This window comes from Sporosarcina sp. P34 (assembly GCF_002743375.1).
Lineage (GTDB): Bacteria > Bacillota > Bacilli > Bacillales_A > Planococcaceae > Sporosarcina.
On sequence record NZ_PDZC01000005.1, the window covers coordinates 1 to 24,690 of the forward strand.

The following is a 24,690-nucleotide window of genomic DNA, read 5'->3' on the forward strand; positions in this document are numbered from 1 at the left end:
CACGTGGCGGAATTGGGCAAGCCAATAACTAAAGAACTTAAAGAATCTTTAAAAATAAAGAATAAAGACCAAGTCGAGATAAATCTCGACGTCGCACATGTGGTCATTAATTATTTGAATGAGAAAACCGGCAAGCAATTCAAAGCCCAGTCTACAGCAACGAAGAAGTTCATCGCTGGCAGAGTGAAAGAAGGTTATACACAAGAGGACTTCATGAAAGTCATCGATCTCAAAGTATCTCAGTGGATCAATCATACTGAATTCAGCCGCTTCTTGCGGCCATCGACGTTATTTAACGCAACCAACTTCGAAAACTATGTCAATGAACTAGCTATAGTGCAGAAGCCGAAAAAGCGTATGCTTGCTCTGCCAGTGCTGGATTTCACTAAAGGGGATGAACACGTATGAATAGTGAACTACTTGAAAAAAGTCTGCTCGGTACAATGATGGAGGAAAATTATTTGGTTCTGGACAGCGGGATTCAAACCGAATTCTTTGAGACACAGCTGCACAAAAATATTTATCTGACCATGAAAGAATTAGCCAACAACGGACGCCCAATCGACTTCATCACATTGTTGACGACACGTGAGCCGGCAGAACTTGGTGGGGCCAATTACGTATCGGAACTACGCCGCTTTGCCAATCCTGCCCGCTTTGACGAGTATGTAGACATCCTCATTTCCAAGTGGAAGAAACTTGAGACAGCGAGAATCATACAGTTAGCACAGAACGAACAGTGGGAGAACCATGATATTGTCAAAGCGTTAGAAGAGGTAGATACCGATCATAGATCAGATGAATTACTGTTACTTGACGATTACCTAGTGAGTCAGTACGAACGCCCATTCATCAAAGGACCGGACATGACAGGGATTAGCACAGGCCTACAGCCGATGGATTATTTGTTGAACGGATTCCAAGACAGTGAATTCATTGTCATCGCTGCTAGACCTTCCATGGGAAAGACGGATACACTCAATCATCTCGCGCTAACTGCCGGATTAAACGATCATGTACCGATCGTCTTTTCTCTCGAAATGAGCCGTAACACGATGACCGACCGTCTGATCTCTATAGCGGGTGGATACAGTCGATTAAAGATGCGTGATCCATATAAACATTTTGATGACACACAGAAGAATACATGGATGAAAGCACTCGATCATTTGCAAAGCGCTAAAATCCGTATCGACGACAGAAGCGGAATAAAGGTGAGTCAAATAAAGGCAACTGCTCGCAGAGTCATTAAAGCACAACCGGACAAGCGACCGATTATTTTCATTGATTACTTGCAAATCATTCGACCGGAAGAAAGAACGACTAACCAAAACCAGGCAATTGGCCAAATTAGCGCAGATTTAAAAGCGATGGCAAAAGAATTCAACTGCCCCGTGGTCGTCCTGTCTCAGCTTTCTAGAGCAGTCGAACAACGACAGGACAAACAACCGATGATGAGCGACCTAAGAGACTCCGGCAACATCGAACAAGACGCCGATGTCGTGTGCTTCCTGTACAGAGACGATTACTACAATCAAGAATCGGAACTCCAAAATCATCTCGAAATCACGGTCGCCAAGCACCGTAACGGTCCAGTCGGTGGCTTCACTGTCTACTACAACAAAGACAACGGCCGACTCGCTTCAATGTCTTAAACCATTCTACATATTTTGCCTCAAAAAGGAGAGTGTATTAATGATTACAGTTGAAGAATTATTTGATTACGCAGTAGATACCGACATGTCATTAACCGCTCACAGTATTTTCTGGGCGATCACAAATCATAAAATCCGGATGGACGAAGATTGCGAGAAACTAAAAGAGATCGAGTTCGACCAGGAAGCCATCCAGCAGTCGATGAAAGAGAACACGTTACGCATTGGTGAAATCAAGCTCTTTGTGGTGAAAAGTACACAACCAAATTGGTATGCATTTTACCTTGGTAAGAAAGAGGCAGACGCGTATCGATTGCATAGCGAAACGTTTCGTGAGACCGGTGTGAAAGTCACGCACGCTGATCGGTTGATGCCGAATTTATTAACATTTGCGGAATCGGGAAGAGAAGAAAGTTTGTACGAGTATCGAAAGCGCATGGTGCAGTTTCCGGTGTATGTCGGGCATGTAGAGGCAGGGAAGCGGTTAGTGCATCGTGTGTTAGAAGCGAGAAAAAGGTAGATGCAAAGCGGTTCGAGAGTGGTTTTAGAGTATCCGTGGCACGTAAGAATATTCTGTATTTCCCAAGAAATGTTGATCCAGCTATCTGCAAAGGAGAAGATGAGCTGGATCACTACATAATGTATTGCCAAGTACTTAGCGAATCCAATTTAAGGGCTTTCAGGTTCAGGACTCTTTTTTAACGTATTCTTTCGAAAAGCATAGACGATAACTAGTAAAAGAGGCAAGAACAGTCCAACGAAAAGGGAAAAGAATACTTCAGTCGATTGTTGTATTTCTTTTTGGTAAACGACGTTCGGATAGATCACAAGGGAGACGATTACAGCAATCATTCCCAACGGCAAGGTTAAGGGCCGGTAGTCTTTCAAATGTAAAATTTGCGCGATCCCTAAAACGGTAGCGTAAAAATAAAGTACCGTCTTAAAATAAAGGGCGATGAACCACAGTAAACCCATTAATCCTTCAATACGCTGTACAAAATCTCCAATATTGATTCGTTTGGCCAATTCATAGCCTGGATAAATCTCTCTCGCGGTATCCTCAGCCCCTAATACGGAAACGCTCAAAAATGAAAGGAGGATGATCATGATTCCACCTATTAAATTTCCAATGAAAAAAGACTTTCTAGCTTGTTTCATTTTGTTCATAAGGGCGGGGAAAATCATTAATAACACAATCGCATTGACAGATGACGAAGCGACAAAATAAAGACTGGATTGAACGAGCGTTATGGTTCCTTCCGCAAAAACTGGTTGTAAATTTTCAAATTTGATTTGAGATGAAATACACATCCCTAAAATGAGGAAAAGGACAAAGAAAAAGACAATGAAAATTTCTGCAGAGCGAGCGATCGTTTCCAGCCCGAGCCGGACTGCCATTACTACGATGCCCATCATGAGAATATTCAGGGCTGCCATGGGAGTAGTGGGCAACATATTGGTTGAGATAAATGTCGCGGAATAATACAAAAGGCTAGACGTGTAAAGTGCTGCCATGGATACAAATAATACGGAAACCGCTTTCCCTATCCATTTACCAAAAATCTTTTCATTGATTTGAATATAGGTCAGGTGAGGGAACCACTGGCCTATAGTCGTGAATAGCCATATGATCAATAAGCCGATTCCTGTACCAAATATTGCGGCAATCCATGCATCGTGCTTCACTTCGGCAGCTAAAACGGACGGGACAATTAAAATGCCTGTACCTATTGTAAAGAAAATAACCAACACTAGAAATTGGTACGGATTAATTTTAACATTTTCTATCATTTCATATCCTACCTTTCTCTCTGTGTGGTGATTTACTATAGTAAAGGAGCCATTAGATCAGTAAGCAGTGTAAACAAAAAAGTGAGTAATTCCATTGGGGATGGAAGGGTTTTTCCGAATGCGAGCACGATGCTTAGCGCTACTCCAATCGTAAGAAAAATAGAAAACGCAAGCAATTCTTTTTTGTGCTTTTTCTCCAAGAGAGAAGGGACTTCAAACCATGCAATGGCAGCAGCTATCAAAAGGATTCCTATACTTTTTAACATGATGAGCTAGTCCTTTATCTTTTCTAAGAAGGAATTATTTACTGTACCGATCCGACGAATTTTCACATCAATCTGCGTATTGACGGTTACTTCAGAAAACTTTTCATCCCAATGTTCTTTCATCTTATCCCACACTTTCGGATTGGATCGAGAAATGGCATCACCAAACCCGAAAATATCCGAATTAAATTGATTGCGTAGTGTATCTACTGTCCGATGAATAATTTCTTCCACTTCTTTTTCATAAATTTTCTCTAATTCGTCAATGGTCTTAGGTTTCGTTAGGTCAATTGGACATTGTACTTCTCCTACATCGCCTTCTGCTTGAATTTTGATATTCACCTCGGGTTTTCCTTTTTTGATAGCGCCTGTAACTTTGGAATTGTAGTGAAGAATATTTAAAGTGATCTTCCCCTTTTGCGGACAAGGAATAGCTGTTACGGTTGATTTTACGGAGTTGGTGATATCAGCGTATCCTCTGCTTTCCTCTTCATTTAACCAGCCGACAAGCCGATCTCCTTTAAAGACAGCTAAATGATCATACTTTATTTCGGCGGCCGAAGTGATCGTCTCTACATTCTGTTTGCTTGATCCGGATTCTTTGTCTCCTATTACTTCAATCCCTGTTAACACCGCTTCCTTTCCGTCAGCTAAAAGATCTTTTATTAGCTCATCTAATATCATGCCTTTTGTTCCAGCCCAGTTTCTTTCCGATACTTGAAGAGTGTTATACATTTTGTTAGCTGGAATACTTTCTATTGGTGTGTTCACATTTAATACTTCAGAAGCGGTAGTATTCTTCGCCACTACTACATAGAAATCCGGTCGAAGCTCCCAATCCCTTGAGAGTAGATCTAATGATTCAGCTATTCCTTCTTTAGCTAGATCCTCACTGATGACCAGTATTAGAAGATGTCCGGGATAAATTTTTCGAGGAGAATTCTTTGTCATTTTCCGAAAAGCTTCATATATCGATTCTCCACTTGCTTGAAAAAGTGTGACTGCCGAACGCCCCTGACTATTTGTTTTCATAGATACCTCTGAAGGTACGACCACTTGAGCGCTGACTAAGTATTTGCCTTCTGACTTGTCGATTCCCAATGCCATTGCGATGCCGAGCTCATTTAACTCCCTTCGATCCCAACAACCCGAGAGAAACAGGGTGAGAATCAAGAGTACTACTAGACTTTTTTTCATCACTTACTCCCTCGTTTCCTCATTTTTTGGTGGTTGCGGTTTTGCAGAAGCTGGATCTTGTTGCCTCACAACATTGGTTTGATTAATTAGGCGAGGCCTAGTAAACATTTTCCATATAGGGACAACAATCAACGTATCTTTTTGATCGGAAACATTAAATGGCGCAAATGGTGCCATATAAGGTATACCAAATGAACGTAAACTGCATAAATGGAGAATCATAGCGACTAAACCTATAGCAAGACCGTATAAACCAAACGATGCAGCCAACCCCATAAATACAAAACGTAGTATGCGTACCGAAATCGCCATGTTGTAAGTAGGCGAAACGAAACTAGATATGGCGGTTATGGAAACGACGATTACCATGGCGGCAGAAATAATACCGGCTTCAACTGCTGCGGTCCCAATTACAAATGCGCCTACAATCGACATAGCTGAACCGATTGAGCGGGGCATTCGTATGCCTGCTTCCCTTAATATTTCAAAAGTTACTTCCATAATGATGGCTTCAACAAATGCTGGAAATGGTACACCTTCTCGTTGGGCTGTCAGGCTAATGAGCAATGCAGGTGGTAACATGACTTGATGAAAAGTAGTGATGGCAACAAATAATGCGGGTGCAAGCAACGCAATCACAAATGAGAAAAAGCGAAGGAGTCGAATTAGACTCCCAATCCCCGTATGCACATAGTAATCTTCAGGTGATTGAAAAAATTGGACGAATAGTGCCGGAACAATCAGCACAAATGGTGTTCCATCTACTAAAATGGCTATGCGACCTTCAAGAAGTGCCGCGGCTACAATGTCCGGTCGTTCTGTATTGAAAACAGTAGGGAAAGGGGAATACGTCGAATCTTCAATGAATCCCTCAATATTCCCACTTTCAAGAATCCCATCAATATCTATTCGATCCAATCGTAAACGAACTTCATTCACAATTTTGTCATTTGCAACACCGTGAATATACATGAGGGAAACATTCGTTTTCGTTCGTGTACCAATAACCTTTGACTCCATCCAAAGGTTCGGGTCTTTAATTTTCCGACGAATTAATGCCGTATTCACACGCAGATTTTCGGAAAACCCTTCGCGTGGTCCTCTAACTACTGTTTGGGACGCAGGTTCTGTTATCCCACGCTCAACCCAATGCTTATTACCGATCACCAGACCTTCAGAATATCCATCGATCAATAAAATCGTATCGCCTGATAAAAGAGAAGTAAAAAGATCGTCAAAATTGGTTAGATCTTTAATCTCTCCAACCGTCATAGCAAAGTCTTTTAAGGCGGTTAAAATATTATGCCCTGGTGTCAACTTCTTTTCTAATCCGGTACCTTTTATATCTAACATCAATGATTCCATTATGAAATTTTGCAATGAAGGTGTATCGGTCAATCCATCAGTATAGAAAATACCCGCTTTCACCGATCCGCCTTGACCAATTCGGATTTCTCGAATGACAATATCCGAGCTTTCGCCCAAGCTATCTTTTACGAATTGTATATTGTCTTGAAGACTCGTCTTTAAATCGTTTGGTGAACTGGTTTCCTTCGTTTGGCTAGGGGAAGTGGATTGTTCTTTCGTATTAGTTTTCTTTTTAAAAAAGCCCATACACTACCTCTTTTACTGTTTGGTATGTTGAAAAGTTATGCATGATTTTTGATGATTCTTTGCTGTTTTATTCATCTTGTCCTTATTTTTCTTTTTTTATGCGAGTTGAGTGGTGTTTTGGGTGGGATTGTGGAATGAAAGGGACTTTTTGTTGGGAGCGGGTGCGCGGGGGTGTCTACTGGTGACTTATATAATAGATACAATTTTTTAGGGTTCGACTAGTTTTCTAAATATACATTCTATTTGGATATTGAATTGATTCTATTAACCCTGTACTATAGTACTATATAAAGGAGGAGATTGAATGATGTAACGCATTTTCAATTTGCTACCACGACTTCTACTAGCACAATGGTGGGAGGGAATACTTGGTTACTAGAGATAGCACAAAAGGATAAAGATGAAGACTCTAGACCTCAACGAAATTATGGATTGAAGATTTTACAGCACCGAATTGACACTGTATTGATGTGAAATCAGGGCATCACAGTCACGAACAAATTATCCGGAAGAGCATTTACTACTAACATACAAGGAGTGAAGACATGAGTAAATTACTGCAAACCGTTCGGTGGACTGCATTACTGTTCATCATATCCATTACCTTCATGAACACAGGACAGGCATCCGCAAAAGAATTTACAGACGTACCGAAGAAGCATCCGAACTACACGGCGATCCAAGAGATGGAGAAGAAAGGATTTATTAGCGGCTATCCAGATGGCAAATTCCGGCCGAATGAGCCGATAAGCCGAAAACATGTAGCGACACTGCTCGACCAAGCACTGAAGCTACCAAAAGCAAGTAAAAAGCTGATTTATAAAGATGTGCCACTGAGTCACCCGTACTATCAGCCCATCATGAATTTGACACAGGCTGGAATCGTAAGTGGGGGATTAAATCAGAAATTTAATCCGAATGCACCGGTAACGCGGATTCAGATGGCGAAAATTTTAGATTTGGCATTTCGTTTTCGTTTTAATGAACGGCCTGGTGGCTTCCATGACTTATATCAAGATCATTGGGGCTTTGTGCATGGCAATGCACTGTTGGCGAATGGCGTAGCAAAAGGCGATCAAGATCATTTTTATCCGAACCGCCCGGTAACCCGTGCGCATTACGCGGAGTTTTTGAATCGTGCGTTAAAAGTGGGCGTCACACCTGTGGAAACAGGAACAGTGAGCAAAGAGCAAGTGCTGGATCTACTACACCGCACACCGGCTGAAGTAGAAGGTGTTATGATCAGAGGAATGCTAGCGAAGAAAAAGTTCAGTGAAATTCGTTCCCAGCTACTACCTTATGCAACTGTGAGATTCATAGATGTTCAAATGAAGCCCGATTATCCATATGTTTGTTTCGCGTGCGATACCTCTTTCTTCCCGTACTATATGTCAGAGTTGTCGTTCCGCCTGCATTATTCTCAGCCAAGCAACGACACACTGGCTATTCACACGATTTTGCTGGATTCGGACGGACCGGTATCTGGCGGATTATTCGTGGATTATATGTTTAAAAAGGAAAGCGGTAAATGGAAAATTCATGATTTGAAGTACACCCGGATTGGTAAGCGGAATTTTGAGCTAACGAAGGATGAAGTGGAGCAGATTTTGCGTTATGATTATTCTTATCAAAAACCTGTCTCCATACAGTTCATCTCCCAGTCAGAGGCAAGAGATCGAGATGGGAAGAGCGGTGAAATGTATACGTACAAAAAATACCGATTCACTGTTCAGACGAATGACGGTCGTCAAACAGTCGACGTTCGTTCAGACAGTGGTTATTACGAATATTGAGAATGATGGAAGTGCCAGCGGGATACCGACATTCTAAAGTTATGGGGACTAGAGCCCGACACTTTGCAGCATTGTGCCTGAACCCCATGCTTTTATAAAAAACAAAAATCTAGATGAAAGCTGTTAATAGCCTTCATCTAGATTTTTTTATACATTTGAAGTGAGTTTGTTGTCCTATAACGCATTAGCGGCTGTTGAACGGGAAATATCTAAAATTGTTAAAGTGCTTGTATAAGAAACAAACATGAATGTTTAGCCAATCACGTTTATTAATATAATCTTGAAATTATTATGAAGGGACAAATTTCAAGCCGTTACACATTTCTTTAAAAAAACTGAAGCCTTTTCAGAATATTCATCTATACAGAAAAAATGAAAAGAGGCGTTAAGTCACGAGAAAAATATACATGTCTTTGCTAACGATAGTACAGTCATTTTTACTGAATTCTTTTGCGTTTGTGGAAAGTTAATATCCGCCATATCCATACGATTCATCATTCTTAGACACTAAACACGGTCTGGGTGGTGGCAATGATATTATGTTTCTTTACAAGAATATTAATATCGGCAGTTATCCAGACGGCACGTTTAAGCCGAATGAAGCCGTGACAAGGGGGGAGGTGCCGGTAATGCTCCTGAAAGCGTTAAATATACCGTTGCTTGATTTGTGGTACCAGGCCCCGAAACTAAGAAAACGCCAAGCGTTTAGAACTTCACACTTCTCTAATGTAATTTTATCATTAGGCATGCAGTAGACACCTACTATTTAAAATATTTTAAACTTTTATCTACAAGTGTAAAACCTATTCCAAACAGAAGAGCACTGACCGAACCCAAGGCAACTACTATTCCGGTATCCCCAAATATCATAGTAGATAACAACAATTCGCTAACACCTATGATTATGAATAAGATTGCTATAACCTTCATTGAAATCTTGGCTTCCTCTCTATTAACGGTGTACTTCATACATGCTAAATCAAAGCTAGGTCATTTTTACTGTCAAATGCATAATAATGACGTTTATTATCAAATTGCAGATTTATTTAAAGAAAATTAGCATTAATTTGTTAACTAGTAGTAATAGACTAGTATAATAAGCCGATTCATGTAAAATGAAGATATAGAGTAGATAAGGATTTGAGTAGTACGATTGCAATATATATCTTGAAACTTTTTTCGCAATATGACGTCTGTACGTTGTCTACATGCAGAATATGCACACAGCAATATTTAAAGATAACACCTGTAATTCCTAAATCCACAGTTTAAACAAAAGGTAGTGAATTAAATAGAATAATAAAAACAATTGTTGTACTGGGTTTAATACGTAGGATAGAGGCTTTAGACAATCGCGCGCATCTTTTGCGAAAAACTATGTTCAATCATGATTAATGAGAAGGTAGTGGTTCTTTTAGTATTGCTGATTAATAAATAACTTGAAATATGGAGGAGATATAAATGTTTAAGAAAAGATTCTATGTAGGAAGTGCTCTAGCGATCTTATTGTTGGCTGGATGCGGAAATGACGAAGTGAAGGAAGAGAAGAGTGATACGGCACAATCAGGTGAAGAAAGCTCTGCGGAAGAAAAGGGAAAAATGTTGGCAGCCGAAGATTTTGATAAGATGTATTCCAATCCAAAGAATTACAAAAACTACGGAGTAAACTATATAGGAAAAGTGATGAATATGCCTGAAAAAGATGACGATGGCATTTACTTGCAAGTATACGCAAAACCGGAAAATTATGAGCAAAATACCGTAGTATTCTATCCTGATGCGTCTCTCTCAGTATCCGATGAAGACTATGTGAAAATAACAGGCGTAGTAAGAGATCAATTCAAAGGCGAAAACATGATGGGAGCAGAGCTCACGATGCCGATGATTGAAGCAACTGAATTGGAAGTTATAAGCTATACAGACGCTATGGCGCCGACGTTGCGGACTATAGAAGTCAATGAAACAAAAGAACAGCACGGCTATGAAATGACGGTAGAAAAGATAGAGCTTTCAGAAAAGCAGACACGAATATTCTTCACGATTAAAAACAACTCAAGTGAGAAAATCAGTTTTTACAGCTTCAACTCTAAGTTAGTTGCTGGTGGAAAACAACTTGAAACCGAAGACGATTACGAATCTGACCTAAAAGAGCCACAAAGTGATATCCTGCCGGGAACTTCCACATCAGGAGTGGTATTATATCCTCCATTGGGCGAGGAAATAAGCGAAATTCAAGTTTATGCGGAAGGCTCTAGCGAAAATTACGAACATTCTATTGAGCCGTTTATGTTTGATGTCAATCTTCAGCCGTGAGAATTAAGAGAATGAAATGTGTTTAATTCTGTAAATAAACTTGGCCATATGTTGGGTACCTAAGCGATAGACAAACATGAAATTTTTATTTCAATCTTTTTAAACTAAATTGCAATATTAAGTTAGCCACTTGGATAAAATCCGGTGTATGTATGAAGAGGATGTTTTCCCTAAATCGATAATCTCTTTATAAAAATACTAAATTAACCTAGCTGACTCTTCTTCAAACAAAGTGGATGACTGTCTGTAGTTGAGAATCTTCCTGGGCAAACGATTAAGTAAATGATAGGTATGTTGAATAGACTCTGTAGAGCAATCGGAAATCGCTTTACCTTTAGGAATGTATCGTCTGAGAAGACCGTTATGTCGCCCTCTTTCACACGGAGCAAATAGACTGTGTCCATGACACCTTGTAGATCCTTCGTCAGTTTGGAAAACTTGCTGACGTTATCCAACGTAATCGTTTTGAATACTTAAGAAGACAGCTCATCAAAATCCTGTCGTAGTTGGTCCATCGCAAAATCCGCCAAATCGTGATAATGATCATCAAGGAGGATGGCATAATAGTTTCCCATGGTGATAAGTGTTTATTTTTACGGTTTTGTATGGTGATTTCATGTTGTGCCACTATAAAACTTCTGCTCATTGCTTTTTTCGCAACTCCAATGATACATGAATTTTATAGAGGCATTTTTTTATTGAATTAAGGTAGCTAACTTGATTGTACAAGTAGACAAAAAATGTTTTACGATAAAAAATTAATGTGATTTATAGATTAATATAAATGAAGGGCGGGAATTTCATGAATACAATAAAACAAAATCAAAAATCTTTTATTAAAAGTAAAATTTTGTCTGATCAAATTAAAATTTCTTTAGATGAATATATAAAGGAAAATAATAAGAATAATAGCAATGTGGAAATAGGCAATAGTTTTTGTGAATGGATATTATATAACATATTTGAATTAAGAGAAGATGAAGTTTTGGAAGCTATTGAGGTGTCTGGAAGATTTGATAATGGAATTGATGCTGTTTTTGAATATAATAATGAAATATGTGTAATGCAAGGAAAATATAATAATTCACACCAGATTGATGCTATGATTCGCTTTTTGGAAGATTGTCAAAGATTATCCACTGAACCCCCAATCACAGATCGAAGTATTGTTAAAGAAATGTGTATGAAAATTAGGCAAGCTCATGAAAATAGTGAACCTATAAATTGTTTTTATATTACTAACAATGAATTTTCCGATTGGGAATATACTCAGCTAAGGACAGCTATTAAACGTATTAATGATTCATATAAAAATTTAAACTTTAACTTTTTTGATCATAAGGAAATACAGAATCAAATTGAAATTAAGAAAGGACTTTTACCTAAGGAATTTAGGGATAAAGTATTTACTCTTCCCATTGAAAAAAACTTTGAGGACTTTGGAACAATAGTTACAATGGTTAAAATAAAAAACTTTGCTGAATTTGTGAACAAAGGTGGAAATACATTATTTCACTCTAATATTAGAAATTATCTAAAAGGGACTAAAATTAATAAAGGTATTAAAAGAACGTTAAAAGAAGAGTTAAATAATTTCTGGTTTTATAATAACGGAGTAACTATCGTTTGTGATGAATATAGTGTTATGAAAGGTTTAGCCAGTATTACAGCTCCACAAATAGTCAATGGTTGCCAAACAGCCAAGACCTTAGCTGATCATTTCAAGAAAATGACCCCAAATGAAATTAGAGCCCTTGATCAAGAAGGTTATTTGTTGGTGAAAATTATCAGATCTAAAAGAAGTGCAGAAGAAAGTGCAAAAAAAGAATTAAGAGATAATATTACTAGATATACAAATAGTCAAAATGCTGTTAGAGGTTTAGACTTTTATGCTTTAGATGCATTTCAAAGAGAACTAAAGAATTTTTTTAGTCAGCTTGGCTACTATTATGAAATTCAACGGGGCTCTTTTATAACGGAAACAATTTCTTCGCAAAAATCATATAAGGGACATGAGTGTTACAATTATTTACTAGACTCAGTTAAAGGATCAAAAAAATTTGTTCTACCTGCAAAGGAAATAATTCAATCTTTTACTGCTGGATTAAAACTTATGCCTAACATTGCTTATGGAAGAGCCAATGATTTGACACCCCTAGGGGACAAGTGGGAAAAAATAATTAATGAACAAACTAAAGAATTACCAATAGAGCATTTCCTGTTTCCTTATTTAGTATTAAATTTTGCTAAAAGTGAATTAAACTATAAAAATGGGTCTACCGACTTCAGAAAGAATGCCGGATTCTTATTTGTTACAACTTATTATTTATTTATCATGAAATTCTATAATCAAATATCAAATAAGAATTATGAAAATCCAACGGACATAGATATTAAGTTTTACAAAGTTCTTTTTTCGAACCAAAAATTGAACAAGTCTATATTAAAACAAACCCATAAAGTTCTTTTAACCTTATTTAGAGACTCAGCTATTGTAGAGGAGGTTGGAGATAACTTGCGGGGATTTTTACAAAATAAAATACACAAACAAAGGATTTGGAATATACTTGAAACGAAAATAGATCAAACTATTGAAGATATTGAATTTGAAGACTTTTATAATGAATTTCTAACTATAATTAAGCGAATTAACTAATATTAGGGTAAGGGTGATATTCATGACTGCCATTATTGCGACGAGATCGGAAAAATTCTCAATTATTATTTCTGACACTAGAGAGAATTCTGAAGACGGTTCATCATATAAAGACGGAGTCTACAAGCTTCGTTATATTCCCAGAATAGGTTTTATATCTGGGGCAGGTCTTGTTGATTTTTTGGATATGGTAAAAGAAGAAGTGATTAATAAAAGAAAAATAAGTAGTATAGTAGAATTCTCTGAGATGTTTGATGCCACTGTAAAAAAAGTTAAAAATAACGTTAATGAGCATGAAAGAGAATTGGTTGACAATAGCTATATTGTAATTCATGTTTTGTATGAACTAGATAATAATCTGGAATATTACTCTATGTTTTTGTCAAATAGTTATATAAATAAAGAAAATGAAGGAAGTAATGGTTTTATAATAGATAAAGGTCAAATAAGGGTTATCTACCCTAAAGATCTAGTAGAAAAAGAAAAAACATTTCAAGAGATTGCTGAAAGAGTTAATAAGAAAAACACTGTAGACTTAAATATTAATCAAGCTTTACTTGAAACAATTCGAATATTCACTGAGATAACTAGGAATTCAGAACAGGTAAGTTCTGACTGTCAAATTGGCATTCAGTATTATAATGATTTAACAAAAGAAAATCATACAGAAGGATTATACGGGGATGCAGAAAAGTTTCTAGAATTAGCTCTGAGAAACAAGTTAGTGAAAAAGTTTAGAACTGTAGAGTCTTTACAGCAATTCAAGTGATTTAATTTAGCAGATTCCGTTACAACTTAAAATTGTACCGGGATCCGCTAACCTATTAGCTAGGGCTTTGAAAGAGCCTTAAAATAAAGTGACATATATATTTCCGGCTTATATATTTTTATTAAATTGACAAAGCAAGAGATGGTAGTCGTCAAAAAACGAGTAAATCTGGATGAAAGGTATTAATGGACTTCATCTAGATTTTGATTTATGAATTTGAAATGAGTTTGAAACCTAAGAACTTACCACTCCCTTTTACGCGAATTTTGATTGCGTTACCGAGGAAGTAAGATAGGTATTGTATGTCTACAATACCTATCTTGTCTGGATCTGCTCCCGCATCTACAGTTTCCTGGTAAGCTAGTTCGTTAGCAAGTGCGATCGTTTGTTCAGATTCAAGTTCATCCGACTTGAAAACATTTCAATCAGTCCGCTTACTTGTGAAATAGCATAACAGATGGCGTTTACTACTCCTAGATTCTTAGGTTTGATCACTTCAGAAGTTCCTTGTAATTGTGTAGGGAATGGGATTCTTCCACCACCTATTAAGATACCGGGAACAGGATCTGCATTTGTTTTCATTTTATCAGCAGTTGCTTTGGCTGTTTCAATTATGCGGATAAATATTTCTTAATCATAGATTGGCACAAATGGGCGAGTAACTCTCCATTATAAAAGGCAGCAACTCCCATTGCGACTGCAACATCCGTTGTCGTTTCACCGACATCGAATATTAAAGGATTGGGATAAACTTGCAGATAAGCAATACCTCTATTATTCGTTGGATTACAAGCGATCGTAGGATAGGATATTTCACTATATACTCTACCGGTTTCAGCGTTCTATCATTTTGGCGGAAGAAGAATTTGGCGTGAATACCTTTTTTTTGAGTGCTTTCACAAAACCGCTAGGTGTTGAACGAGAAACTTCTAAAATTGTGTAAAGCACCTGTATAAGAAACAAACGTGAATGTTTAATCAATCACGTTTATTAATACAATCTTGAAATCTTCATAAAGGTATACATTTCTAACCATTACAAATTCCCCTAAAAACCTTGAAACCTTTTCAAAGATTCTCCGTCTATACGGAAAATTGAAAAGAGGTTTTCCGTCATGAGAAAAATTCACACTTCCTTGCTAACGATAGCACTGGCATTTTCATTGATTCCTGTTGCGTTAGCCGAAACTGAATATCCGCCATACTATTACGATTCACCATTCAAAGACACTAGACACGGTGTAGGTGCCGGCAATGATATTACGTTTCTATATAAAAAGAATATTATTGGCGGTTATCCAGACGGTACGTTTAGGCCGAATGAAGCCGTGACTCGGGCGCAGGTGGCGTCCATGCTTTTAAAAGCACTGGATATTCCGTTGCTTGATCATCCGACTGTTACTTTTAAAGATGTGTCGAAACAATCGATTCATTATAAAGCGCTGGCGACGGTCAATGAGAAAGGAATTCTTCGTGGAGATGATGGCTATATGCGTGCAGGTGAAGCGATGACTCGCGCACAGATGGCAGCAGTGTTGCGCCGTGCGTATAAACTGAAGCTAGAAGAGGAAGCGATTTTCATTGATGTAACGCCGTTGCACTGGGCGTATGGCGATATTAGTAGCGTGACGAAGAATGGTATTGCGGGCGGTTACCGTAATGGTACGTTCAGACCGGGCAATCCGGTAACGCGTGGTCAGTTTTCTTCATTCCTAACACGCGCTTTGGATGACAAGATGAAGTTGTCTGGTTATGCGACGCATGTAAGCCAGAAAGGAACCGTGGTCGAATACAAGGGCTTTTCGTATACGATTAAAGGAGATCAACTCATTAGGACGGATTTGAAGACGAAGAAAGAAGAGGTTGTACTTGCTGACAAGGATTTCTTGAAAAAAGAAGGGGTAAAGCAAGTTCATGTTGCAGAAGGTTTTCCGATAAGTATAAAGGGCGGATCGCTTTATGTTCCGTATTGGGCAGAAGTCGACCAAGCGGGTATGCCGACTCGTTATGGAGTGTGGATGGTCGGCAACGCAGGGCCGGGGTGGAATGGCATCTATTTGGAAGAATACTTTGCTGATGAAAGCCATACGGATACGATGCGAAATGTCAGTCTGCATGGGTTTGACTATTATTACACGGTGGAGAAGAAAAAGAGGGAATTTGATTCGTCGTTTACAAATATCGTGGGCGAAGATCAAACACTCATTTTGTATCATAAAGATGTAGATGTTTTTAAACCGAAAAAAGTAATGGAATTTGATGCACGTGTCTTATTTGAACCGTTGGCCGCTTCTTCGCCACACAAATCAAAAGTGACGCAGAATAATAAATCCGTCAAATTTGATACGAATACGATGTACTATTTCAATAAGAATGGCGTGTATTCATACGGTCTATTGACTGGACAGACGAAAAGACTGTCTACTGTACTTGCAAAAGAGATGGAAGTATCTTTGCGTACTGTGGAAGTGGTCGATCTCGATGGCAAAAAGCATTCATTGAAAAAGTAATTTTTAGATACCAGGTCCCGACACTATTTATCATCGTGTCGAGATCTGGTATCTTTTTACTAAAAAGAATATGAAACATGAGGGTCTAGATGAAAACTGTTAGCCAAGCAGTTGAAGAATTGTCCATAGCATCTTTAGAGTCTACGTTTGCTAAACTTTCGAATGCTTATAAATGTATGACGGAAAAAGGCTCCAATACTACTCGTGTAGAAAAAAGGCGCGATGCTATAAAAGTGGGCTTGGAGAGCTTACAAGACGTTTGGTGAGATGGAGATTTTTCTTGTGCCGAAGAAGTGATATTGCAATCTAAAGACATTCTACAAAGTATTAATTCCATCCATTGAAAAATAAGTAGCCAAAACAAAGGGTGGTAGATTGCAAAAGACATTGAATGCACGTCGTTTAACTGCACTTGAACTAGCAATTGAATACAATTTTTGGTACCAGGTCCGACACCAAAGACACACTGTATATTCACGCGATTTTGGACGATTCACTTGGACCAGTATCAGGCTACGCTTTTGTTGATATATAATTAAAAAGGAAAGCGGCAAATGGAATATGTATGGTGTGAAGTATACTAAAATTGGCAAGCTGAATTTACTTTATGACCAATCACCTCACGAACCAGCATATATTAATAGTGAGTACGATATGAAAGCCTAATGGATTGTGGGCTGTTTCTGTTCTACTAGGAATAGATACCTTTCTGCCAACGGGTCCAGCAGTTATACATCACATGTATAGAGGGAGGAATTACATTGTTAAATTTCACAGTCGGTCCTGTCACACTTGATAAAGAAGTGCTGAAAATAGGGTCAAAACAAATGCCTTACTTTAGGAATGCAGAATTCTCTACTATGACATTAGAAAGTGAAGAGCTGTTAAAGCGAAGTATGAACTCTCCTTTAGATTCTAAAGTTGTTTTTTTAACTGCCTCAGGAACAGCTGCAATGGAAGCAACCGTTTTAAATTTGTTTGATAAAGAGGATAAGTTGCTTGTTGTCAATGGAGGAGTTTTTGGTTCTAGGTTCTCAGAGATTTGCCAAGTCCATAGTCTAAATTATAAAGAGATTAAATTAAACTTCTTTGAAGATTTAACTCATGGAGATTTAATTCCTTACGATAAAAAAGGTTTTACCGGCCTTCTTATTAATTTACATGAAACTTCTACAGGTGTACTTTATGATATAAACTTGGTTAAGGAGTTTTGTGAAAAAAATCATTTACTCCTATTGATAGACGCAATTAGTTCATATTTAGCCGATCCTTTTGACATGGAAGGAAGTAATGCTAATGCAGTTATTATTAGCTCCCAGAAAGCATTGGGGCTCCCGCCGGGTATGTCCTATGTGGTTCTCGACAAAAAATCACAAGATCGTGTGAGAGAAATTTCCTTTAAAAGCGTATACTTTAACTTCAACAAATACTTGTCTGACGGTGAAAGAGGGCAGACTCCCTATACTCCAGCCGTAAGTAATTTGTTACAATTGAATAAAAAATTGAAGTATGTTGATAAAAAGAGTGTTACAAAAATCATTCAAGAAACTAGAGAACTAGCAGTTCATTTTAGAAATGAAATTATCAAGTTGCCTTTTGAAATTCCAACGAAAAGTCCTTCAAACGCATTAACAGCTTTACGTCCACTTGGATCAATAAGTCCTGAATCAGTTGTTCAATCGCTTAAGATGAATAGTGATATATATGTAATGCCTAACGGAGGAGAATTAAGTAGTAAGATATTCAGAGTCGGACATCTCGGTGCTATTACTATCGAAAATAACCAATATCTACTAGATGAAATAAAGAAAAATTTAAAATCTATTTCATAAGGAGAGGGTTATATTTGAAAGCTATATTATTGGCTGCTGGAAGAGGAACGAGAATAAGCGAATATATTGGCGACGTACCCAAATGTTCACTTGATATAGGAGGGAGTTCATTAATCCGTCATACTGTTGAATTATTCCAACGAAATAATATTGAAGTTATAATTGTTGTTGGATATAAAGCGGATATTATTAAGGATCTTCTATGCGATCTCGATGTTACATATTATTTCAATCCATTTTATAGTGTTACAAACAGTGTAGCCTCTTTATGGTTTTCGAGAAACGAATTTCATGACGAAGATATTATCATAGCGAATGCAGATGTATACTTTGAGCAGAATATGTTAGACAAACTACTAAGCTCTAGACATGAACAAACTTTACTAATGGATTCAACTAGTAAACTAGATTATCTTTTCTATTGTAATGATAATCAGCTAATCAGGCACGGTAAAGAATTAAAAGAATATAGTGGAGAATATGTCGGCATAGCAAAAATCAAGAAAATATTTTTGGGGAAGTTTGTAGAGAGACTGGATGAACTAATAAATGAGCAAAATCACAATTTTTGGTGGGAAAACGTTTTATATTCATTTATAAATGAGATAACTATAAATGTCGTAGACGTTAGCGGTATGTTTTGGTCAGAAATAGACGTCATAGAAGATTATCAAAGAATCCTTGAATTTCGGAGAAACACTGAATTTGGGTACCAGGTTCCGACACTATTGTGAATTGAGTAGGGACCTGGTACACTTTTATTAAAATTCAGAGGAATTATGTCAACAGCACAGAAATATATCTTTTTCTTACATATCTTACTATGAAAGAATAATGTGAGGAGTGTGGTTGATGACAAGATATATGGATCCGGGAGATTTCAGTCAGCAGTATAGACCTGGTATGAGAATATGGGTATCACTTCCTAACGGTACTTTTTCGGGTACTCTCATCAGGACATTTGGGAATTCTGCCGAGATACAATTGGATTCTGGTTCTATGATTACAGTAGATGTCAATAAGATTAGTGTTGCTGGGACTGGCGCGCCCCCAATGCAACAAGGTCAAGGCTGGCCAGGTTCAGGATCTCCAGGTCAAGGCTGGCCGGGTTCAGGATCTCCAGGTCAAGGATGGCCGGGTTCCGGTTCTCCGGGTCAGGGTTGGCCAGGTTCAGGTTCTCCAGGTCAAGGATGGCCGGGTTCCGGTTCTCCGGGTCAGGGTTGGCCAGGTTCAGGTTCTCCAGGTCAGGGTTGGCCAGGTTCAGGTTCTCCAGGTCAAGGTTGGCCGGGTTCAGGTTTTCCAGGTCAAGGTTGGCCAGGTTCAGGTTCTCCAGGTCAAGGTTGGCCGGGTTCGGGTCTTCCATTTCGGCCAGGCGGTCAAGGTCGGCTATAACGTAGACCACGGTTATTCTAGGTATTTCAAATTGAAAAAGCCAATGATACTATTTGTGTCGTTGGTTTTCTAGTTCCATTAGATTCATGAAGTAAGGCATCTTTACGAGAAACTATCTTGAATATTTCTCACGCAGGTTTTTTCCGCCAAAAACCCTATTATTTTAGAAAGAAGAATCCACATAACACCAACAAATTTCCCGGAAAATAACTTCCCTAACCTAGAACTTGCACCCATTACTCTACTCATGGAATCCAAGCATCCAATTTGAACTCGGCGTGAACGAATGTACTCTCAGCATTCACGAAGATCCTTTATATCTAACAGCGGTTTACCGATGAGCTATATCTTGTAGTAAACGTCCACGACTATGAAGAAGAACCTATCTAGTAACGGAAATTAAAGATCTTTGCAAAATATATGAAAATCTGAAGGCAATATGTACAAGACATGGGTAAGAGTCCGAGCGTTCACTATCCTTTCTACTTTTTAAATGAAATGAATGGGACCATCTGCTATGTCTACGACGACAGAATCTGTGATGTTCTTTAAAGTATACTGGCAACAAATTGATCCAACAGATGCAGGAGGTCAATTCCAAGACCTTGGTTATCCTAAACAACTGCTAATTTTTATTACACAGACGCGCAACGGGAAGCTGCCGAAAAATCGAAAGCTACTCTTGCCGCAAGTGGCATTTTCACAAAACTTATTGTGACACCAATCCACCGAACAGAAACGTTCTATCGGGAAGAAGAATACCATTAAGATTATTACATAAGAGAAAAAGATCATTACGAGGAGGATAGTACACGTTCAGGGCGCAATGAATTCATCGCCGAGCAAATACTAGCATATGAAGTGCCAAATCCCTCCACATTTCAGACTAGTGTGGAGACTTGGCACCATTTTACATACAAAAACCTTCCACGACCAAAATCAGTCGCAGGAAGGTTTTTGCTGTTTTATATAATTCACAGTCGCTTCATAAACAGCCGGAGCGGCATGCAGTCTGACTTGTTCGAGTAATTCATCGTGATCTTGGAACGGCAGTGTTTCTTCGTTGTCATTACACTTGCGACGGTAACGATCTTCATTAATCGAGTAGGTGCCGTCGTTTGTTACTTTGGCGATGAGCAATGCTTTGTTGAATGAAGATTCGGGACTGTGGTGGATCTGCTGCTTGACATGGTCCAAGTGTGTCCAGTCGATTATGTCGGGGTAGAGGCCATAGCGACGTTCCCAGCCATTGTCCGTCAGTTGTTCAAATACCAATGTGCCTTTTTCGGTCGTTTCGCTCCGCAACCGGAATGTACCAGCAGGAGAAGTGACGGGATCGCCATCCAATGCGACGGGTTGCATGACAAGGTTGCTGCCGAAACCACTGTCAATTAGATACAGTGTATCCTCGTAATGGAACAAATTCACGACATGTGTACGATCGAGAACATAGTGATCGCGTGGTGGCGGTGCCCAGATAGTGGCTGCTGCGAGTTGTACGGGAAAACCTAGATCTCTGAGAACGATATACAGCAGACCATTAAGTTCATAGCAAAGGCCGCCACGTCCTTGTTTCATCATTTTATCTTCCAGGTAGTGCTCCGTAATCGGTTCTTCATTCGCAAGCAAAACATCCAAGTTTTCAAATTCGAACTGCTCGGCAAAAAGCTTCTGAACTTGGCTGATTTGCTCAAGCGGTGTGCCGTTAAGTGTCAATTGGTCCGAAATCCATTGCAGCATATGTTATCCGTCCTTTCTTCAGTAGTGATAACTCCATCATAGCAAACTTTCTTGAGGTGATAAAAGTATGGCACTTTTCTATGATTGCGAATAAACTTGCTTTTGGCTATAAATATATTATACATATAATGAAACTATTTATGGATTTCCCCGTCTGTACGTTGATCTATGATTATATAATAGAAAGGAAGGAACACAATGAAAAAGATTTGGATGACATTTGGCACGGTGGCTCTTGCCCTCAGCCTGCCATTATCGAGTATGGCTGCAAGCAACCAGAAGTTTACGGATGTTCCCGAAACAAAGCACTTTGCGGAGGCGGTCAATGAATTGGCTGAACGCCATATTATTACGGGATATGCGGACGGATTGTTCAAACCCGGCAATCCGATCACCCGCGGACAAGTTGCGGCGATTATAGTGAAGTTGCTGAAGGAAAACCCTGATTACTATGTAAAAGATCCAGGATTTAAAGACGTTTCGAAAGCGAATGGCTACCATAATGCCATAGCCAAGCTTGCGGAGCTCGAAGTGATTGGGGGGTATGAAGACGGACGTTTCGGGCCAAATGATCCCGTCAAACGAGGACAATTGGCTTCCATTCTCGTGAAAGCATTCGATTTGCCACGCTTTGCTTTTAACGCGGAAGAAAATCCATTCCTTGACGTCAAGCCCAACACATCGCATGGCGCGAATGTCTTAATTCTGCACAAACTCGGCATTACGACAGGCGTAACGTCCGATAGATTTGGTATCAATGAATGGGTGACGAGAGGACAAGCAGCGAAGTTGATGCAACTAACGGAGCGTGTCCAACCTGAGACGTATTCCTTAGAAACATGGGGTCCGATGCTGCGTTTCTCGGAAATAATGACTGATGAGGACACGGATGAATTTGCGAATAACTCGGAGGTGTATTATGCAGCCATTATTAAAGGCAGACAGACACCGTCAGGATATACCGGTGATCGCGTGCAAGTGACACCATTGAAAGAAGGAAGAGGAACGTTGCAGCTAGGCGGTAATTATGGTATGGAAAATCAAAATATCAAACGCTACTATCATAAATACTATGTAGATGTGAAGAAAGTCGACGGCAAATTGAAGGCTAAGTTAGTATACGCGAGCGATATATTGAAGACACGAGCGCGACTGAAACTGGCGGCGGATGAAAAGGTTGAAAACATTCGTTTCGTGCGGACGGACGGAGAAGTCTTATCCAACAACATGCCGTTTGAAGGGTATTCTGATTCGCCGGATGTGTTTATTCGTGTCAACAAGCCAGGCAACTTCATCGCGACAGTCCGCTTTACGAACGGAAAAGAAGCGCGTTACGCGGTGGAAGTGAAAGTTCCGGATGCACATATGTTGTATTATAAAGTGAAGACGTCAAAGATGTTAGACACCAACTGAACTTGATTTTTAAAAATAGGTTCTATTAAATAGTGAGACGAGAAACTGAAAAAGCAACTTAACATACCTACAGCCAACTTGAGTGAAAGTTGGTTGTAGGTGTTTTTCATTTACACCCATTTTAAAGTAGACGAATTGGATGAATAGCATGCCAATCAATGGAGAGAACACGGTATTTTCAGCGCTCCTAAGTAACAAAGGATGTCCTGCCACCGTGGCGCTTACGAGTAATGAATTTCACAAACATTTTTTTGAAACTTTTTCTAAATATTACCGTCTGTACGGTGCGTACGTGATACAAGTACACAGCGCGTATTACGAATAAAGGAGAGAAACAATTGAAGAGAAAAATTACAGCTTCGTTCATCGCATTACTATTAATAGTTGCAGCGATGCCGTTTCAAGCACATGCGACTGAGTTTACGGACATGAATGGGCATTGGGCGCAAAAGGAGATCAAGTATTTATATGAACGCAACATTATTGGTGGATACCCAGGCGGAACATTTAAACCAAATGAACCGATTACCCGTGCACAAGCATCTGCCATGCTCATTAAAGCTTTGAAGATTCCACTCGTGGAAAATCCTAAAGTGGTGTTTAAAGACGTTTCAAAGAAGTCATCGTATTATAAAATTCTTGCGACGGTGAATGAAAAAGGAATTCTTCGCGGGGATAATGGATTAATACGACCGGGTGAAAAGACATCACGAGCGCAAATGGCAGCAATTTTGCGTCGTTCATTCGATATACCGTTTGATAAGCAGCCTACATTTGTCGATGTGGTTCCAGCGCACTGGGCGTATGCGGACATTAACGGGATTGCCAAACAACGCATTGCAGGCGGATCGGAAGGCAAGTATATGCCATCTCAATCGGTGACTCGTGCGCAGTTCTCTGCTTTTTTGGCAAGGGCGCTTGATGATTCGATGAAACTTGGAAAATATCATTCATATGTCAGCCAGAAAGGAAAAACGGTTGAGCAGAATGGTTTTTCTTACAGTATAAATAATGGATTGATGAAAAAAGATTTGAAAACGGGTAAAGATGAAATGATCTTGAGTAAGCAAGATTTCGAATCTAATGATGGGTTATGGATTAGTTACATGGAAGACTGGTTTGATTTGATTGTCTACAATGATGAAGTGTTTATCCCATATTTAAGTGCAATTAGCCAGGCTTCAGATTTGCCAAGTAAGTATGGTGTCATTCGAACACAAACTCAACGTATTACGGGAGCGGGAGATTCTCTCATTATGGCGTCTCTTTCCGGTGAAACTATGCGAAATTTATTTATTTGGAATGACCGCATTTTTTATACAAACGAAGCAACAAAGAGAGACTATTACCTAACGCCTAACATACCGAAAGATAGTAAATTGACATTAAACTCCGTAGCTATGGATGGATCAGATAGAAAAAAAGAACGTGATTTTGACGGAAGAATCCTTTTCTATCAAGATCCAACAGAAAAAACATTTATCCTGAAAGAAAACCAAAACAATGCATCTGTGTTGTTTGATCATTCGACGATGTATTACTTTAATAAAACTGGTGTGTATAAGTATAGTTTGCTTGATAAGAAGGTGAGTAAATTATCGAGCATTCAAGGGAAACACATGTCGGTTACTGACACACAGCTGATCGTAACTGGACAAGATGGAAAGAAATATACATTTAAGAAGTGAATCGTTTAAGGTACCAGGTCCCGACACTATTCTGAATTATGTCGGGACCTGGTACCTTCACC

General features: G+C 39.0%; 23 protein-coding genes and 1 pseudogene. 19 read left to right on the forward strand and 5 right to left on the reverse strand.

Annotation, left to right across the window (positions count from 1 at the left end):
- The 3 genes from CSV63_RS09170 to CSV63_RS09180 form a co-directional block, all read left to right on the forward strand.
- On the forward strand, positions 1 to 408 hold a 408-nt coding region (locus CSV63_RS09170), incomplete at its 5' end, for a conserved phage C-terminal domain-containing protein (protein ID WP_199203637.1).
- Positions 405 to 1,655: a replicative DNA helicase gene (locus CSV63_RS09175; protein ID WP_099695581.1), complete on the forward strand. Its 1,251-nt coding sequence runs from the start codon at positions 405 to 407 to the stop codon at positions 1,653 to 1,655. The genes CSV63_RS09170 and CSV63_RS09175, both read left to right, overlap by 4 nt.
- Positions 1,656 to 1,695: 40 nt before the next feature.
- Positions 1,696 to 2,175: a hypothetical protein gene (locus tag CSV63_RS09180; protein WP_099695582.1), complete on the forward strand. Its 480-nt coding sequence runs from the start codon at positions 1,696 to 1,698 to the stop codon at positions 2,173 to 2,175.
- 149 nt (positions 2,176 to 2,324) lie between these two features.
- Here the strand turns inward: CSV63_RS09180 and CSV63_RS09185 are convergent, their stop codons facing one another.
- From CSV63_RS09185 to CSV63_RS09200, 4 genes are read right to left on the reverse strand one after another with little or no spacing between them, the layout of a single operon-like run.
- Entirely contained in the window at positions 2,325 to 3,446 is a 1,122-nt protein-coding gene (locus tag CSV63_RS09185) for a GerAB/ArcD/ProY family transporter (RefSeq protein WP_099695583.1), read from the reverse strand.
- Positions 3,447 to 3,481: 35 nt separating this feature from the next.
- On the reverse strand, positions 3,482 to 3,712 hold the full coding sequence (locus tag CSV63_RS09190) for a hypothetical protein (protein WP_099695584.1): 231 nt from the start codon (positions 3,710 to 3,712) through the stop codon (positions 3,482 to 3,484).
- A gap of 6 nt (positions 3,713 to 3,718) precedes the next feature.
- Positions 3,719 to 4,909 (reverse strand): Ger(x)C family spore germination protein, encoded by a 1,191-nt coding sequence (locus tag CSV63_RS09195; protein WP_099695694.1) that lies wholly within the window; start codon positions 4,907 to 4,909, stop codon positions 3,719 to 3,721.
- Positions 4,910 to 4,912: 3 nt separating this feature from the next.
- Positions 4,913 to 6,523: a spore germination protein gene (locus CSV63_RS09200; RefSeq protein ID WP_099695585.1), complete on the reverse strand. Its 1,611-nt coding sequence runs from the start codon at positions 6,521 to 6,523 to the stop codon at positions 4,913 to 4,915.
- A 300-nt stretch (positions 6,524 to 6,823) separates the two neighbouring features.
- Here CSV63_RS09200 and CSV63_RS16500 point away from each other — a divergent pair, with 300 nt between their 5' ends.
- The 14 genes and pseudogenes from CSV63_RS16500 to CSV63_RS16770 all read left to right on the forward strand — a co-directional run.
- Positions 6,824 to 6,997, forward strand: coding sequence for a hypothetical protein (locus tag CSV63_RS16500; RefSeq protein ID WP_158233941.1), 174 nt, complete (start codon positions 6,824 to 6,826; stop codon positions 6,995 to 6,997).
- Positions 6,998 to 7,068: 71 nt separating this feature from the next.
- Positions 7,069 to 8,316: an S-layer homology domain-containing protein gene (locus CSV63_RS09205; protein ID WP_099695586.1), complete on the forward strand. Its 1,248-nt coding sequence runs from the start codon at positions 7,069 to 7,071 to the stop codon at positions 8,314 to 8,316.
- 539 nt (positions 8,317 to 8,855) lie between these two features.
- Positions 8,856 to 9,071 carry an S-layer homology domain-containing protein gene (locus tag CSV63_RS17005; RefSeq protein ID WP_099695587.1) on the forward strand — a complete coding sequence of 72 codons (216 nt, stop codon included), beginning with the start codon at positions 8,856 to 8,858 and terminating at the stop codon, positions 9,069 to 9,071.
- Between the two features lie 706 nt (positions 9,072 to 9,777).
- The gene (locus CSV63_RS09215) at positions 9,778 to 10,629 is read left to right on the forward strand and encodes a DUF4352 domain-containing protein (protein ID WP_099695588.1); all 852 of its coding nucleotides are present in this window, start codon (positions 9,778 to 9,780) and stop codon (positions 10,627 to 10,629) included.
- Between the two features lie 802 nt (positions 10,630 to 11,431).
- Positions 11,432 to 13,285, forward strand: a complete 1,854-nt coding sequence (locus CSV63_RS09220) for an AIPR family protein (RefSeq protein WP_158233942.1) — start codon at positions 11,432 to 11,434, stop codon at positions 13,283 to 13,285.
- Positions 13,286 to 13,307: 22 nt separating this feature from the next.
- Complete coding sequence (locus CSV63_RS09225) at positions 13,308 to 14,054, forward strand: hypothetical protein (protein ID WP_099695590.1); 747 nt, start codon at positions 13,308 to 13,310, stop codon at positions 14,052 to 14,054.
- Between the two features lie 1,114 nt (positions 14,055 to 15,168).
- Positions 15,169 to 16,563 carry an S-layer homology domain-containing protein gene (locus CSV63_RS09230; protein ID WP_099695591.1) on the forward strand — a complete coding sequence of 465 codons (1,395 nt, stop codon included), beginning with the start codon at positions 15,169 to 15,171 and terminating at the stop codon, positions 16,561 to 16,563.
- Between the two features lie 89 nt (positions 16,564 to 16,652).
- On the forward strand, positions 16,653 to 16,829 hold the full coding sequence (locus tag CSV63_RS16765) for a hypothetical protein (RefSeq protein WP_233192022.1): 177 nt from the start codon (positions 16,653 to 16,655) through the stop codon (positions 16,827 to 16,829).
- Between the two features lie 495 nt (positions 16,830 to 17,324).
- Positions 17,325 to 18,395, forward strand: coding sequence for a pyridoxal-phosphate-dependent aminotransferase family protein (locus CSV63_RS09240; RefSeq protein WP_099695592.1), 1,071 nt, complete (start codon positions 17,325 to 17,327; stop codon positions 18,393 to 18,395).
- Between the two features lie 14 nt (positions 18,396 to 18,409).
- Entirely contained in the window at positions 18,410 to 19,129 is a 720-nt protein-coding gene (locus tag CSV63_RS09245) for a phosphocholine cytidylyltransferase family protein (protein WP_099695593.1), read from the forward strand.
- A gap of 118 nt (positions 19,130 to 19,247) precedes the next feature.
- Positions 19,248 to 19,787, forward strand: coding sequence for a hypothetical protein (locus tag CSV63_RS09250; protein WP_099695594.1), 540 nt, complete (start codon positions 19,248 to 19,250; stop codon positions 19,785 to 19,787).
- A 450-nt stretch (positions 19,788 to 20,237) separates the two neighbouring features.
- Complete coding sequence (locus CSV63_RS17060; protein ID WP_483315656.1) at positions 20,238 to 20,339, forward strand: DUF3885 domain-containing protein; 102 nt, start codon at positions 20,238 to 20,240, stop codon at positions 20,337 to 20,339.
- On the forward strand, positions 20,305 to 20,505 hold the full coding sequence (locus CSV63_RS09255; RefSeq protein ID WP_233192024.1) for a hypothetical protein: 201 nt from the start codon (positions 20,305 to 20,307) through the stop codon (positions 20,503 to 20,505). Before CSV63_RS17060 ends, CSV63_RS09255 begins: the two co-directional genes overlap by 35 nt.
- Positions 20,469 to 20,555, forward strand: a pseudogene (locus CSV63_RS16770) (peptide-methionine (S)-S-oxide reductase MsrA); the annotation flags it as partial. The gene CSV63_RS09255 and the pseudogene CSV63_RS16770, both read left to right, overlap by 37 nt.
- Positions 20,556 to 20,726: 171 nt before the next feature.
- Here the strand turns inward: CSV63_RS16770 and CSV63_RS09260 are convergent.
- Positions 20,727 to 21,527, reverse strand: a complete 801-nt coding sequence (locus tag CSV63_RS09260) for an arylamine N-acetyltransferase family protein (protein WP_099695595.1) — start codon at positions 21,525 to 21,527, stop codon at positions 20,727 to 20,729.
- Between the two features lie 198 nt (positions 21,528 to 21,725).
- Here CSV63_RS09260 and CSV63_RS09265 point away from each other — a divergent pair, with 198 nt between their 5' ends.
- Positions 21,726 to 22,940, forward strand: coding sequence for an S-layer homology domain-containing protein (locus CSV63_RS09265; RefSeq protein WP_099695596.1), 1,215 nt, complete (start codon positions 21,726 to 21,728; stop codon positions 22,938 to 22,940).
- 338 nt (positions 22,941 to 23,278) lie between these two features.
- Positions 23,279 to 24,628 (forward strand): S-layer homology domain-containing protein, encoded by a 1,350-nt coding sequence (locus CSV63_RS09270; protein ID WP_099695597.1) that lies wholly within the window; start codon positions 23,279 to 23,281, stop codon positions 24,626 to 24,628.
- Positions 24,629 to 24,690 lie beyond the last annotated feature (62 nt).